Source organism: Chryseobacterium sp. LJ668 (genome assembly GCF_019613955.1).
GTDB lineage: Bacteria > Bacteroidota > Bacteroidia > Flavobacteriales > Weeksellaceae > Chryseobacterium.
Map to the genome: position 1 here is coordinate 3,274,883 of NZ_CP080443.1, position 14,389 is coordinate 3,289,271.

Annotated in this window: 11 protein-coding genes; 5 read left to right on the plus strand and 6 right to left on the minus strand. The window is 36.3% G+C overall.

The genetic code is table 11. The features are described 5' to 3' along the window. Positions 1-6: 6 nt before the first annotated feature. The gene (locus tag K0U91_RS15330) at positions 7-1,476 is read right to left on the minus strand and encodes a hybrid sensor histidine kinase/response regulator (protein WP_220179357.1); all 1,470 of its coding nucleotides are present in this window, start codon (positions 1,474-1,476) and stop codon (positions 7-9) included. 313 nt (positions 1,477-1,789) lie between these two features. On the opposite strand from K0U91_RS15330, the gene K0U91_RS15335 reads away from it, so the two are divergent. Beyond that, positions 1,790-2,020 (plus strand): hypothetical protein, encoded by a 231-nt coding sequence (locus tag K0U91_RS15335; RefSeq protein WP_219968886.1) that lies wholly within the window; start codon positions 1,790-1,792, stop codon positions 2,018-2,020. A gap of 202 nt (positions 2,021-2,222) precedes the next feature. On the opposite strand, the gene K0U91_RS15340 is transcribed toward K0U91_RS15335, so the two are convergent. Continuing rightward, the gene (locus tag K0U91_RS15340; RefSeq protein ID WP_220179358.1) at positions 2,223-2,441 is read right to left on the minus strand and encodes a hypothetical protein; all 219 of its coding nucleotides are present in this window, start codon (positions 2,439-2,441) and stop codon (positions 2,223-2,225) included. 139 nt (positions 2,442-2,580) lie between these two features. Then, positions 2,581-3,717: a 1-acyl-sn-glycerol-3-phosphate acyltransferase gene (locus K0U91_RS15345; RefSeq protein WP_220179359.1), complete on the minus strand. Its 1,137-nt coding sequence runs from the start codon at positions 3,715-3,717 to the stop codon at positions 2,581-2,583. 223 nt (positions 3,718-3,940) lie between these two features. On the opposite strand from K0U91_RS15345, the gene K0U91_RS15350 reads away from it, so the two are divergent. Together K0U91_RS15350 and K0U91_RS15355 are read left to right on the plus strand one after the other, a co-directional pair. Beyond that, complete coding sequence (locus K0U91_RS15350; RefSeq protein WP_219968883.1) at positions 3,941-4,282, plus strand: nuclear transport factor 2 family protein; 342 nt, start codon at positions 3,941-3,943, stop codon at positions 4,280-4,282. A gap of 53 nt (positions 4,283-4,335) precedes the next feature. Further along, positions 4,336-5,466 (plus strand): serine hydrolase domain-containing protein, encoded by a 1,131-nt coding sequence (locus tag K0U91_RS15355; RefSeq protein WP_220179360.1) that lies wholly within the window; start codon positions 4,336-4,338, stop codon positions 5,464-5,466. 146 nt (positions 5,467-5,612) lie between these two features. Here K0U91_RS15355 and K0U91_RS15360 read toward each other — a convergent pair whose 3' ends face one another. Further along, positions 5,613-6,224 carry a DUF4142 domain-containing protein gene (locus K0U91_RS15360; protein ID WP_220179361.1) on the minus strand — a complete coding sequence of 204 codons (612 nt, stop codon included), beginning with the start codon at positions 6,222-6,224 and terminating at the stop codon, positions 5,613-5,615. A gap of 396 nt (positions 6,225-6,620) precedes the next feature. Here K0U91_RS15360 and K0U91_RS15365 point away from each other — a divergent pair, with 396 nt between their 5' ends. Further along, positions 6,621-8,138 (plus strand): FAD-dependent oxidoreductase, encoded by a 1,518-nt coding sequence (locus K0U91_RS15365; protein WP_220179362.1) that lies wholly within the window; start codon positions 6,621-6,623, stop codon positions 8,136-8,138. Between the two features lie 102 nt (positions 8,139-8,240). Here the strand turns inward: K0U91_RS15365 and K0U91_RS15370 are convergent, their stop codons facing one another. Both K0U91_RS15370 and K0U91_RS15375 read right to left on the minus strand, forming a co-directional pair. Next, a complete protein-coding gene (locus K0U91_RS15370) occupies positions 8,241-8,837 on the minus strand; it encodes a DUF6766 family protein (protein WP_258561846.1) in 597 nt (198 codons plus the stop codon). A gap of 662 nt (positions 8,838-9,499) precedes the next feature. Continuing rightward, entirely contained in the window at positions 9,500-10,063 is a 564-nt protein-coding gene (locus K0U91_RS15375; protein WP_220179364.1) for a hypothetical protein, read from the minus strand. Positions 10,064-11,006: 943 nt separating this feature from the next. Between K0U91_RS15375 and K0U91_RS15380 the strand changes: the two genes are divergently transcribed. Then, entirely contained in the window at positions 11,007-14,384 is a 3,378-nt protein-coding gene (locus K0U91_RS15380) for a beta strand repeat-containing protein (protein ID WP_220179365.1), read from the plus strand. Positions 14,385-14,389: the final 5 nt, after the last annotated feature.

Genomic DNA, 14,389 nt, shown 5'->3' on the forward strand with positions numbered 1-14,389 from the left:
AAAAAATTAATTTAAAGGTAATGTAAAATAAAATGTAGATCCCTGATCTATCTTACTGGAGAGGCCAATTGTTCCGTGGTGTTGTTTGATAATCTCTGAGCAGATGTATAAACCGATGCCCATCCCCTGAAACTGTACAGATGATTCTTCAACCCGGTAAAACTTACGGAAGACAGCATCCTGTTTAAAATCAGGAATTCCTATCCCGAAATCTGTGACGCTTACCTTCACTTCATTATCATCTACGAATGTGGTAACAATAACCTGATTGTTTTCCGGTGAATATTTGAGAGCATTGGTTAAAAAATTAATCAATACCTGCTCAATACGAATCGCATCAAAAGAAATCAGCTGATTAATTTTGCTGATATGGCGGTCAATTTTTACGTTGGGATTGTCGTGTGTCTGCACTATAGTATCGATCGTATTATGAAGCAGGGCTTCCAGATCGGCAGGTTTTTTATTGATTTTCAATTTACCGTTTTCGATCTTTGAAACATCCAGCAAATCTGTGATCAGCGTATTTAATTTTTCTACCTGATCTAAAGCTTTGGTTACAAAAACGGCTTCCGTGCTTTCGCTGTAAGATTTTAGTTTTCTATCGAGAAGCTGCATATAGGCCTTGATACTCGTAAGCGGTGTTTTGAGTTCGTGGCTGGCAATACTCAGAAATTCATCTTTTTCTTTTTCAACTTTTTTCTGGTCTTCAATATCGGTAAAAGTGCCTACCCAGTTTTTTACTTTTTCGTTCTGATAAACTGGCGACATTCTCAAAAGATGATATCTATACTCGTCGGAATCTTTATTTTTGATTCTTATTTCCAGTTCCAGAGCTCTGCCTTTTTTTCTACATCTTTCAAATTCTTCTTGTATATTGAGATCGTCTTCATGTGTCTGCGGAAATTCCTGATCAGACGATGAATATTCAAACCATTTTTTGTTTACAAAGTTCACATTACCATTTTCATCTAATGTAAAAGCGATTTGTGGCAATGCTTCGAGCATGAGATGAAAGTGGTCAATCTCAGATTTCATAGATACCTGCGCTTCTCTTCTACCCTTTACTTCCAGCTCCAGACTTTGTTGCGCCTTTTTCATTGCAATACTATTTTCCTGTAGGTTGTAAAAAGTTTTTACTTTGAGCAATAAAATTTCTGGATCTATAGGTTTGGTCACATAATCCATCCCGCCGGAATCGTATCCTTTTGTAATGAATCTTTTATCCGTATTGACTGCAGATAAAAATATGATGGGAATTTCTTTGGTCTTGCTGTACCCGGCAAAAGTTTCTGCCACTTCAAACCCGTCCATACCGGGCATCTGGACATCTAAAATAATCAATGCATAATTATTTTTCAATGCTTTTCCCAATGCTTCTTCACCAGAATTGGCAGTATCAACCTGAAAATCTTTGGATTCTAGTAATTTCTTTAACGAATAAATATTATTTTCGTTATCATCGACAATTAAGATCATAAAACGTAAAATAAACTTGTAAGAGGTTCATACTTGTTTAGCAATCAAAAATACTCACAAATTTTTAGAAAACATATATTATTTAAAGAATATTGAACCGATATGATATTATGGCAATAATAATTATGAACATAATATCTTAATGATTAAAGATCAATATTGTTTTATAACTCATTTTTAATACCACAATGATCAAATATTGATGCCTACAAATATCATTTTGCTAATAAATGATAAATTCAAAATTACAAATGACTTTCTAGAAATTTAAAAATGGCATACTTTATTCTATGTCTTAAACTAAATTTAAATTATGACCTATAAAGAAGCATTGCAACACAAAAAAGAATCATTAGAAAAAGCTGATGAATCATTACTAAAACTATATCACCTTGTTATCACACCGGCCAATACTGAGGAAAGCTATAAATACATCGAAGACTTTACAAAAGATCCTGACTCTTTCGATGATGAAAGCTGTAAAAAGTATTGTACAGATAATGAATATGAGGTTGTAAGCTTTAAAAAAGAAGAGGACAAATAGAAGTAACTGCTATTGTAAATGAAGATGGATTTTATTCCATCTTTTTTTGGGTAAAAAGCATTATTATTGGAAAAAATAATAAGAGGTAGTTGTATACTAACAAGCTAATTAACCGGAAGTTGTTGGCGGATAGTTGAAGTATCCGGATAAAGTTTGTAATAAACAATCAAATTACGTTTGAAATGTTTTGTCTGATTATAAATTAAACTGCGTAAGCAGATTTATTCATAAAAATATTTTTCCCGGAAATTCTGTTTTTTGTGATACTGTAAATAATTTCTACCGAAAAAAATGAGAGCTCATACAATACGTATCTGGTATTGCTGACTGTGTTTTCGTTAATCATTCTACCCTGATTCAGTACCATATCATATTGTGCATCATCGGGAAGATTTGTAAAATCGTAGTAAGAAATGTTCATTGCTATATACTTTTTGATAAAAACCAATTTACATTATTGATTTACTAATCATAAGCAATTTATCGACCAATTTTTTAAAATCTCTGAAAATTATTTCTTTTTTAAGTCTCAATAAATGATAAAGAGAAATTTAATGCTGTTAATTTAATATTTTTAGCATCATCTTATTTTTCACAGGATTGGCATACATTGATAAAAAGCTTTGCATAGAAATAACATCGGATGTATCAATACGCATTTCAAGCCTTCGTTCAAATAATTGTTTTTCCTGGTCTGTATATTTTTCAGAAAAATGATTTGTTTGACCTAATAAATCATAAGCAATATAATTAGTAGGCCAAAGCTGGTAATTTTGTATAATGGAAGCATCAATCATCTGGGCAATTGCCTGCAGTTGCTTATTTTTATTATCACAATCTGGACCTAAATGATCGAACTGAGAATTTAAAACATCACCGGCATGAAGGTGAATTCGCTTTTTCTGTCCGAGAACACCACTGATCATTGTTGCAAAATCTTCATCTTTATCTTTTACATAGACCTCATCGTTATGCTTTGCCAAGAGTTGTGGCATTTTAAGAACATCAGTCGGGTCGTATTCATAAGAAATCGACAAGGGAACAATTTTTAGTTTTTTAAAAAAATCGGTTAGTGACATATTTCCGGCTGCCATAGCAATCATTTTAAGTACACCCTGCTGCGTAGAATCATTACCATCTTTGGTACGCCCTTCACGCTGAGCAATCCAGACTGAGCGTTTTTCCTGATGCAATAATTCAAAAATATATTCAGATAATAGCCTGGAGCTCTTCAGTTGATCACGCAATGGCAAACCTCTCTGAACTAAAAAATTACGGTTTAGTTTCGCCAATTTATGAATAAACGATTTCTCAACAAGATTATCCCCGATTGCTGAAGATGTCATGATAAGGCCGCTTTCCAGCAATACCAAATTGAGCAGCGAGGTATCTAAGATAATATCTCTGTGATTGGATATGAAAAGATAAGTTGTATTCTTGTCGAGTTTATCAAATCCTGAAATGGTTAATCCTTCAGAACTTTTTTCAAGTATGGTACGAATGGTTTGCGATATAAAATTTCTTTGAAAATCAAATATCGAATGAGTATCGTTAAATTTCTTTAGCCAAATGCTCTCATCGACTTCAGGAAAGGTAAAATTCATCAGCGCTTTCATCATTGGATGACGGGCTATGCTTTGCAGGGCTTCATTGACTTCACTATCATGAAAAGACCGGATATCATCAAACTTCGACATGGGATCAGATTTAACAGCTGCAAAAGAACAAAAATTTTTTCAGGAGTGAGTAATAATATTTGAATACATTTATCAGTTTGATAACATATTTTTACTATCATGTTCAGAAAATTAATTTTAAACATTTCTGTAATTTATTTGAATAAATCAAAATGGTTTTCTGATTAAGGCTATTTGTCAGCGGCACAACCTTTGAAGTATTTGCTGTTACAATATCTATTTTATGAATAATAAAACAATATTAGAAAAAGCAAATGCTGCAGTATCAGAAGGAGACCATGAGACTTTTCTCAGCTATTGCACTGATAATACAAAATGGACATTCGTAGGAGACAGAGTAATCTCAGGAAAAGAAAAAATACGGCAATATATGGCAGATGCTTACAAAAAACCGCCAAAATTTGATGTTGACTACATAATTGCTGAAGCAGATTACGTAACAGCTGTGGGAACCATAAGCCTTTTCGAAGACGATAATCAATGGGTAGATTACTATTACTGTGATGTCTGGAGATTTGAAAATGGTAAAATGGCTGAACTGAGAGCTTTTGTGATTGAAAAATAGCTGAAAAAATAATCATTTAAATAAGAAGTATTAAAATATCCGTCACGTTGAACATGAAGAAATTAATCTCAACCCTTATCGCAGGTACCGCGGCAACAGCTGCCGTTATTTATTTTTCTGGTTACGGATATATATTTAAAGCTCTTGCCATCAATTTAAAAAAAGGTCCTTTTACGCCTTCTACTGATGATGAGGAAAAGTTCCCATCCCGAGAAGTTCCCAATTTACATCCTCAGCCATGGGAAAAAGATGCCTCTTATAACAGCATTATCCTTAACGAAAATATTCTTAAAGATCTTACAAAAACACGGGCATCATCTCTTGTCATCATACGCGACAACAAATTGCTTTATGAGCAATACTGGAAAGATCACGATGCATCTTCATTGATGAATTCTTTTTCGATGGCTAAAGGTATTTTAGCCATTTTAGTTGGCTGTGCTATTGACGATGGCTACCTGAAGTCTGAGGATCAGCTGGTATCATCTGTATTTCCTGTTTATAAGTCCAGCCATTTTGGGAAATTTCTTACTATCCGTCATCTGATGATGATGCAGGCTGGCTTAGACTGGAAGGAAGAATACCATCATCCTTTTGCACCCAACTCTAAACAGTATTTTGTTGATGATCTTGCAGAGCAGGCATTCAATCTTGAAATAAAAGAAATGCCGGGAGAAAAATATGAGTATCAAAGCGCAGCAGCCCAGCTTTTGGGTTTGGTTTTAAAAAAAGTAATCGGCAGAGAACTTTCAACGTATCTTTCAGAAAAAATATGGCAGCCTCTGGGAATGGAATTTTCAGCTAAATGGAGCACCGATGAGAAAGGAATGGAAAAAGCATTTTGCTGTATTCATGCGACTCCCAGAGATTTTGCAAAAATTGGGCAGCTTATCATGCAAAGCGGTAGCTGGGAAGATAAACAGATTATCAGTAAAGAATATTGTCAAAGGCTGCTGGCTCCTACAGAACTCAATGATGCGTTTTGCTATACCATTTGGGCAGATGATGAGAGCGATATAAAATACCGGTTTTTTTACGGATTTCTGGGTCAGTTTATCATTATGATTCCCGAAAAGAAAATGGTAATTGTAAAAACGGGATTTTATAACAGGCTGGATGTTGATAAAAAACAACGGCCACTTCAGGTGAAGCTACTTACAGATGAATTGTGCAAGATCTGTTAAATTCATCGTCATTGAAAAATAATGGATTCTTTATGCAAAAAAAAGTTATCTCCGAAATACCTCTGAGATTTTCATCACATCGATATTTCAGAAATAACTTTTAGCAGATTCATTGATGAAACACTACTTCATCAATTGTCTGGTAATTATTTTACGGCAGTTTTCGTCTTTTCAGATTCCATTAAATGATGCTCTAAAGTAGGAACAGTTTTGCCTGCGAAAGTTTTTAGTGAAGTTTCAGAACCTTCAGAAGCTTCTTTTTTGAATTCTGCGATATCTTTTTTATGATCAGTAACCATAAGATCAGCATACATACGGTCAAATTCTGCACCTTTCTTCATTTTCAGATCGTCATATTTTTTTTGTTGGTCAGCATTCAAACTGCTTGGCAACGTATATCCTGTTGCGGTTGCCCATGCTTTCAGTTCGTCATTGGCTTTACCATGATCTTTTGCCATCATTGCGCCTAATGATTTTACAGCTGCATTGGTACCATTACTTGCTGCAAGCTCACCCATCATTACTTCCATCATGCCTCCTGTTGCTGCTGCATCCGCAAATTTTTTGTCCTGATCATTAAGAGATGCCGCTGCATTCGTAGCGTTTGGTGTTGCAGTAGAATCAGCAGGTACTGTAGATGAATCCATAGAAGTTGCTGTTGTCGTAGAGTCTGCAGACTGATCACCTACAGTAGTTTCTTTTTTGTTACATGCTAACATAGCAGTAATCGCCAAAATTGATAAGATTGAGTTTTTCATAAATATATATTTGGTTGAGTAAATTGCAATATGATATTGCTTGATCTTGTGGTAACAATTTGTTTGCCAAAATTTTAATTAAATGTTTCATATCTGCCTTTATATTAAAAATTTAGATATATTTATATATACTTAGATATAAACTTCTTTTTTTAATACATTTTTTTCATTTAAATCGTTAAGCTTTGACTTCATAGTTTAATTTTAATTTTTCAGAACACAGTCGAGTAAGCAAAAGTTCTTTCGCATTTTTGCTTTTTCTACATTTATAATACTCTACAGATTTCATGGTATAAAATTGGTACAGATTAGAAAGAATTTTCTTTGGAAATTTTTGCAGCTATAAAATGCATCTTTTAAAGAAAAATAATTTACACTAATCACAAAAATCACATCATGAACCGAGACGGAAACAACAAAAGCTTCTGGGAAAGCACAATTAATAATGATCTTCCCAAATCCCAAGTTAATACAGATTACGATACCATTATTGTCGGTGCAGGAATAACAGGTGTCACCTTGGCGAAAGAATTACAAAGCCGCGGGCGAAGCTGTCTACTGATTGAAAAGGAAAATCCCGGCTTTGGAACAACCGGTGGTACAACATCTCATCTTAATAATTTTTTTGACTCCTCTTACGATGAAATCATTGACAACTTCGGTGAAGAGCAAGCAATTTTATTGGCAGATGCGGCAAAAGAAACGATACGTTATGTGAAACAAAACGTTTTGCAGTATCATATATCATGCGATTATAGTGAGTGCAATCATTATCTTTTCAGCGTAGATGATAAGCAGACCAAACAGCTGGATAAAATTCTGGAAGCACATGGTAAAGTAGGTATTCCAACCGAACAGACCTACACTATTCCATTCGATTTAGAATTTAAAAATGCTATAGAAATAAAGGGTCAGGCTCAGTTTCATCCATTACGGTACATTAATAAATTACTAAAAGAATATACCAAACAAGGTGGAGCAATTGTTACCGAAACTCAGGTTACAGATATTGAAAATAAAGACGGACGGATAACCGTAAAAACAAATACAGATTCTGTTTATACCTCAAATAATCTAGTCTGGGCAACTCATATACCTCCCGGAAACAATAGATTTAGTGTGCTTTTGGCACCATACAGAAGCTACGTTGCTACATTGAAACTAGACAATCCGGTAAAAACCATGGCACAGACTGCTGATCTCTACGATCCTTATCATTATGTGAGATATCACAAATCCAATGATGATTACTATTTGATTGTCGGAGGATTTGATCACAAGACAGGGGATGAAAATGACACAGAAAAACCATTTGAAGACCTCATGGAATATGTGAATGAAAATTTTAAATACAAAGAAGTGGCGGCAAAATGGTCTTCACAATATTATTTATCTGCCGATGGCCTACCATATATCGGTAAAATGCCGGGTGAAGAAAATATCTATATCTCTACAGGGTTTAGCGGTAACGGTATTACCTTCGGAACCATGACCTCGCTTGTTATTCCTGATTTGCTTGACAATAGAGAAACTGAACTCTCAAAGTTGCTTTCGCCCAGCAGAATAAAACCTGTAGCAAGTGCCAGAAATGTCATTAATGAAGTGGTCTCTGCATCTGTACATTTTGTAAAAGATAAGTTCGTATCAGATAAAATTGCTGAGCTGGAAGAAATTAGTAATGGTGAAGGAAAAATCATCAAACATGATGGTAAAACTTACGCCGCATACCGGGACGCTAAGTCTCAGCTTCATCTGTTGAGCCCGGTTTGTCCGCACACCGGATGCAATGTCACCTGGAATCCTTCTGAAATATCCTGGGACTGCCCTTGTCACGGCAGCCGCTTTGATATTGAAGGCAAACTTTTAAACGGACCCGCAATGTCTGGTCTTGAAAAAATTGAAGAGGTAGAATAAAATTATATGATATCACCTTTCAATTAAATCTTTAAAATACCACTAAAATCAAGAAACTTTGATCATAATTTTATAGCAGTCCGGTTCCAGACCGGACTTTTTTTAATGCTCGTCATAAGGCATATCAACAGGTTTTGATTCTGGTGAACCTTTCTCTCTCAGCCAGATAGATAAGATGACTATTGATGCAACAGCTAAAAACTCGCTTTGCCAATTTTGGAAAGATTCAAACCAAAAACGTGAGTCTACAATATATTGCTGTGCACTTTCAAAAGGAAGTTTTTTTGCAATCTGTTCTGTACGGTACTCTACAAAGCTTCCGTAGAAATGAAAAATAAAACTGACCAAGAATAGTAAACCAAATGCAATTGACAGAGAATGTTTATATAGACTGAGCCATACTCCACCTCGTTTTACAGGCCAGGGCGCTCTGGGATGTACTTGAGGCTCACGATCGACATCTTCCTTTCCTTCTATTGGCTTAGATTCGCTTGAGCCCTTTTGCCTTAGAAAAACCGTAAGCAGTACATACAGCATCATTTGCAAAAACTCACTTTCCCAATTCTCAAAAGTTGCCTGAATAAAATGACCGCTGTGCAGATATTCTCCTCTGGTGAGTAACTTCTGGCCCTCTTCTGCTAATTCTTTATTTTCAGTTTTCCATCCCGTTACAAACTGTCCATACCAGCAGACGATCATGAGCGTTATCAGGACGATACCGAGACTATTGCGATAAAAAAAATTATGTTTTGCCATTGTATATTTTTATAAACATTAAATTAAGTATAAATTTTGGTTTGATAAATATTTTTAGAATTTGATGCGCTGGCAATTTGCAATTTATAGTGTCTTAAAATTATGATTTTAATCACATCAAAACGAGAGAATTTTTAACGAGTTAAATAGTATTATCTACAAATGTCACCTCGCATTTACTAGTAAAATATATTCAGACAATAATATTATAAATAAAAAGACCGGCATAATGATACCGATCAGTTGTGTAAGCATATTAATAGCTTACTCCGTTAAGATATATAAGAATTTGTGTTCTTCCTTGTTATTATGATAATTAAAAGAGATAATTATTACTGGTAATTTATTGCATGTATTTTATTTTATTTATTTGTGAAGTTACACATAAAAATTCTTTTATATACATAATTTAATTAAAATTTTTATTCATAAACATATAATTTCTTACTATTTGCAATCTATTCAACTTAAAAAGATTTTTTATATCTTATATTTGACAAATCGCAGGAACCAAAAGAATAGCTTTAGTCATTATGTCACATATTTTCAGAGCGTACCGCTATACTGTCGCTATACTCATTCTATACTCAGAATATTTTTGTATATTATAGAATCTGCGTTTTTTCTGACAGATTGGCAGGGAGGTCGGTAGCGGTTACTGTTATCTTATCTTCGGTCAGATCAGTATTCTGCACAGTGGCAATATAGATCCATTCTGCACCCTGCATCACTGCTGATCCTTCTTCTACGAGGCTGCCGTCTGAATTTTCTATTTTTACCATTACTCCTGTAACGCCAAAATCATCTGTTACCGTCACTCTTATGGTATCCCCTGGATTCCCGGTGTAAGCAGAGAGATCCACGGTTTCAATATCTGGTGCATTTAAAAGGTCAGCAACCGCCACATTAAACGTAGTTTTTCCCTCGCTCTTATCTGACATTCCTTCATAAAGCTCTTTTTTATCGGGATCTGCCAGAACTGATTTTGCATACAATATTGCTTTCTGAAATTTGAGCCTATGAGCCTGCTGTTTTTCTGAAGCTTCCCCTGTACGTTCTCTTGGTACTTTAGACACGATGGTTTTACCATTTCTTTGGCTAAATACCAATAAGTCCCTTACTTTTCCACTTAATCCGTGGGTCACAATATTATTTTTACTTTCTGCCATTTTTGTGTTTTTAATTGTTTATCTAAAAATATTATTTGAGTTATCACGATGTACAAATATAGATTGTATCAGATAAAATTAATAATCGAACTTGTAGATTTTTATCTACAAACTGTTAATTTTCCTAATAATTATAATTTAATTCAGCCAAAAGTTTTAGATTTGCAACAGAAACCCATTGATTTTGAAAAATTTTACTATTTTGCTTTCCCGTAAAATTGACGTGCTGAATATAATGCATTCAGGCATTTTTCTAAAATGCATAAGTTTCCTTTTTCTTTTTTTTCACATTTGTTTTGTATATGCTCAGGATCATGTAGACCTCCAAAATCGGGATTCAGTATCAGTAATAGTGATCAAAGGCGGAATAATATTTTCATCTGATGAAAGTTTTAATCAGCAGATCCTTAAAAAAAGATCCTCATTACAGGTTCACATGTTTCTTATACCGGTGATAGTGATCAAAAACAGTGGGCAAGCTCAGACTCGGAAACAAAAAAATCTTCAGATAAAACTACGATCGCCAAAATAAAAAATGGTCAGAAAGATAAAACTGCGAAAGACTTGCATGATATTGCGGCAGAAATAGCTAAGTATGAGGCAAAGAAGGAAAATTTTCAAAAGAAATATATCAGTTTACCTCTATCCTCTTTAATTTTTACTGGTGTTCAGAGTAATGGTAAAAGCTTTATAAGCCCTACATCGTTTCAATACAAAGTAGATAAAACAGACAGTAGAAAAATTTATCTTATTATTCAGAATGCTCTTGATTTTCTATATCACAAGCAATACACCTACTGTAACAGCCAGCCTCTACATGAGTGTTACTGCATTATCTTTTCGGTAAGACCACCGCCTTTTTTCATTTAAAATAAATTCAAATTTTACGTATGTCTCTAAAGATTAATTTAAGACATACATTTTTAAACACATAATTTAAAAAATGAAAAAAATAAATATTCTTTTTTATGCTAAATCATTAGCATTCATATTCCTGTTCTTTTCCTTTTCTGTTGTATATGCACAGGACACCGACGGAGACGGGACCGCAAACTCAATAGATCTTGATGACGATAATGACGGAATTTTAGATGCTATAGAATGTACAGCAAGTAATACGGTAACCAACCCTTCTTTTACAGTGAATGCTGCAGGATGGACATCAAACCCTTCTTGGATTGCTAATGCAGGAAATGTAAGCATTACCGATAATAATGTAACCAATGTAGATATATCGCAGTCATTAAGCAATCTCGCCAATACAAATAGCGTTATTCCGTTAACGGTGACGATAGGTGCGCAGGATGGAAGTAATGCGGCAGGTTCTACAGGAAGTCTGCAGATATTATTAAACAATACCCTTTTTGCCACCATCAGTAACAGTACAACAAGAACTGTTGGAGTTAATAATGTTACCATTACCCTTTCGAATGGCGCAACCTCTACATTTACAGCTTTTAGTACAGCAAGTGTTACGGGTTTCACACGGCAGACCTTTACCCTGAATATTCCCAATACTGGTATTCCAAGTACTTCCACATTAGTATTCAGGGCAACTATTGCCTTGGATGACTGGTTGCTAGATGATGTTTCGGTACCGGTATTTTCCTGTGACACAGATGGGGATACTGTTTTTAACCATTTAGATTTCGATTCTGATGGCGACGGATGCTTTGATGCCATTGAAGGTGACGAAAATGTGCTGCCTTCACAGTTAAATGCCAACGGAAGCATTAATACTACAGCTACGGGAGGCATAGGAACCACTGCAGGAACCAATAACGGGGTTCCTAATCTTGTGAATTCCGGCGGAAGCGCAGATATAGGCGGCGATATTGGACAGGGATTTGCCGATTCGCAAAACAGTACCGTAAATACCCAGTGTATTGACACAGATTCAGATGGAATTCCAAATAACATTGATCTAGATGATGACAACGATGGGATATCAGATAGTAATGAAGGCTTCTGTATCTCACAGGGGGTATACTCTTTTGATAGCACGGCAACATTAGCCGCTGCATCTTTCGGAGCTAATGGCGGTACTTTTAATCTGGTATATAATCTTACATCAGGTACAGCAGTAACTGCCTTGGGAAATAGTTTTACAGTTCCTTTTACGTATTCAGATTTAAACAATGCAGTGAATGCACAAAACCATATCTGGAACTCATTCGGTACCAATTCTACTTCTTTTCTTATTATTCCCGGTACCACTTCTTTATACACCGGCTTACCGGCGACTAATACTACGAATGAAGACACCACTGGGGCTTCACCTGCTACAGCAGACGGCAATTTCAGATTCCTTTTGAGATCCGGCGCAATTTTACAGCTGGGAACTTTTACCACTACCATAGGGAATTTGCCGGTGGTAACGGGCGTGTCTACCTACAGCAGCAATACTTCTCTGGCTTTATTTTCAGGCTTTAATGCAACTTCCGTAGGAGGAAGTATATTTAGTGACGGGTACTATGCCAAAATGCAGCTTCAAAATACGGCAAATCCTGTAAATACAGGAAATACATTATCGTTGCCGGTAAATTATGGCAGCAATTATGTATGGGATTATACAGCCTTTACAGCCAATGCAGGTACAGGAGCGAATGCTGTAGGAAGAGGCCTTGTTACTATAAACCAGAATACCGTAACATACTGTAATCACAGGGATACTGATAATGACGGAACACCGGATTATCTTGACCTTGATTCTGACGGTGATGGATGTTTTGATGCCCTTGAAGGAGACGAAAATGTTCTTACTGCACAATTGAATCCTAACGGAAGCATTTCAGGAGCAGTTGACACTCAGGGTGTGCCTGTGCGTGTAAACACTGGTGGATCTGCAGATATAGGATCAGATCAGGGACAAGGTGCAGGCACTTCAACCAATTCATTGAATCAGGATGCACAGTGTATATCGGCAGTCGGATGTACCAATACGATGTACCTTTCTCAAACGAATATTTTATACAGTATTGGGACTGCAACAAATCCTTTTACCTATACCCAGATTGGATCACCTGCGGCAGTAAACTATAATGCGATAGGGGTTAACCCACTCGATGGGTTTATATATGGATTGATTCCTAATACCACTACGCTTATCCGTGTGAATGCAGATGGTACTACTAACACACTTGGGAATGTAACAGGGTTGCCGGGTGGGGCATCAACCTATATTACCGGAGAAATAGACAACTTAGGTAATTATTATGTGAAAGCCGGCGGACTCAATAATGAACTGTATAGGATCAATCTTTCTACCTTAACGGCTACATTGATTACGCTTTCAACAAGTGTTAATCTCTCGGATTTTGCATACAGTGTAAGTACAGGACTTTTATATGGTGTCAATACTTCAAACGGTCAATTGGTTTCAATTAATCCGAATACCGGTCTGGTTACCGGAATAGGAATTACACCCGGCGGCCAGAATTTTGGGGCTATGTTTGCCTCCAGTACCGGTGAGATCTATGGTGCTAACAATGTGGGTGGATTTTATCAGTTTAATATCATTACCGGGAGTAGAGTGTTGCTTTCCAATGCACCTGCGAGTAACGTAAATGACGGGGCACATTGTGTGACTGCTCCGATAGCTTTTGGAACCGATCTTTCGGTAACCAAAACAGATGGGGTGACCACCTATGCATCCGGTACAGTCACTACGTACACGGTAACTGTGAGTAACAGCGGCCCGACCGGAGCTCAGGGAGCCACGGTTTCAGATCCGGTTCCTGCAGGAATTCCTGCGGCCAATGTGAGCTATACTGCAGCAGTATCCGGTGGGGCAACCACCTCGGTATCGGGTACGCAGACCGGTGCCATCAACGATGTGATCAATATTCCGATTGGTGGTACAGTAACCTACACGGTTTCGGTAAGTATTCCTTTTGCGTATACAGGAAATCTTGTGAATACGGCAACCGTTACCGCTCCTTCCAACATCACCGATAGCAACACTGCAAATAATACGGCAACGGATACCGATACTCAGGCGGTATGCTACAGACCTGTTGTAACGACTGGTACTATATTAAATACCAATCACGGAATCACTTCTCTGAACAGAGCAGGAAGCGATGCAGCGTCAGGTAACTGGCCAATGGTAAGAAAAGGAGCATGGACTGTTTTAGAATCAAAAACAAAAGGTTTTGTATTGAATAGATTAACGACAGCTCAGATTGCAGCGATCCCTGCAGGAAATTTAGTTGAAGGTATGATGGTTTATAATATTACATTAGATTGTCTGCAGGTTAATACCACAGGAACTCCGGCAGGATGGTCTTGTTTTAATAATCAGACATGTCCGTCGAACTAGAATTT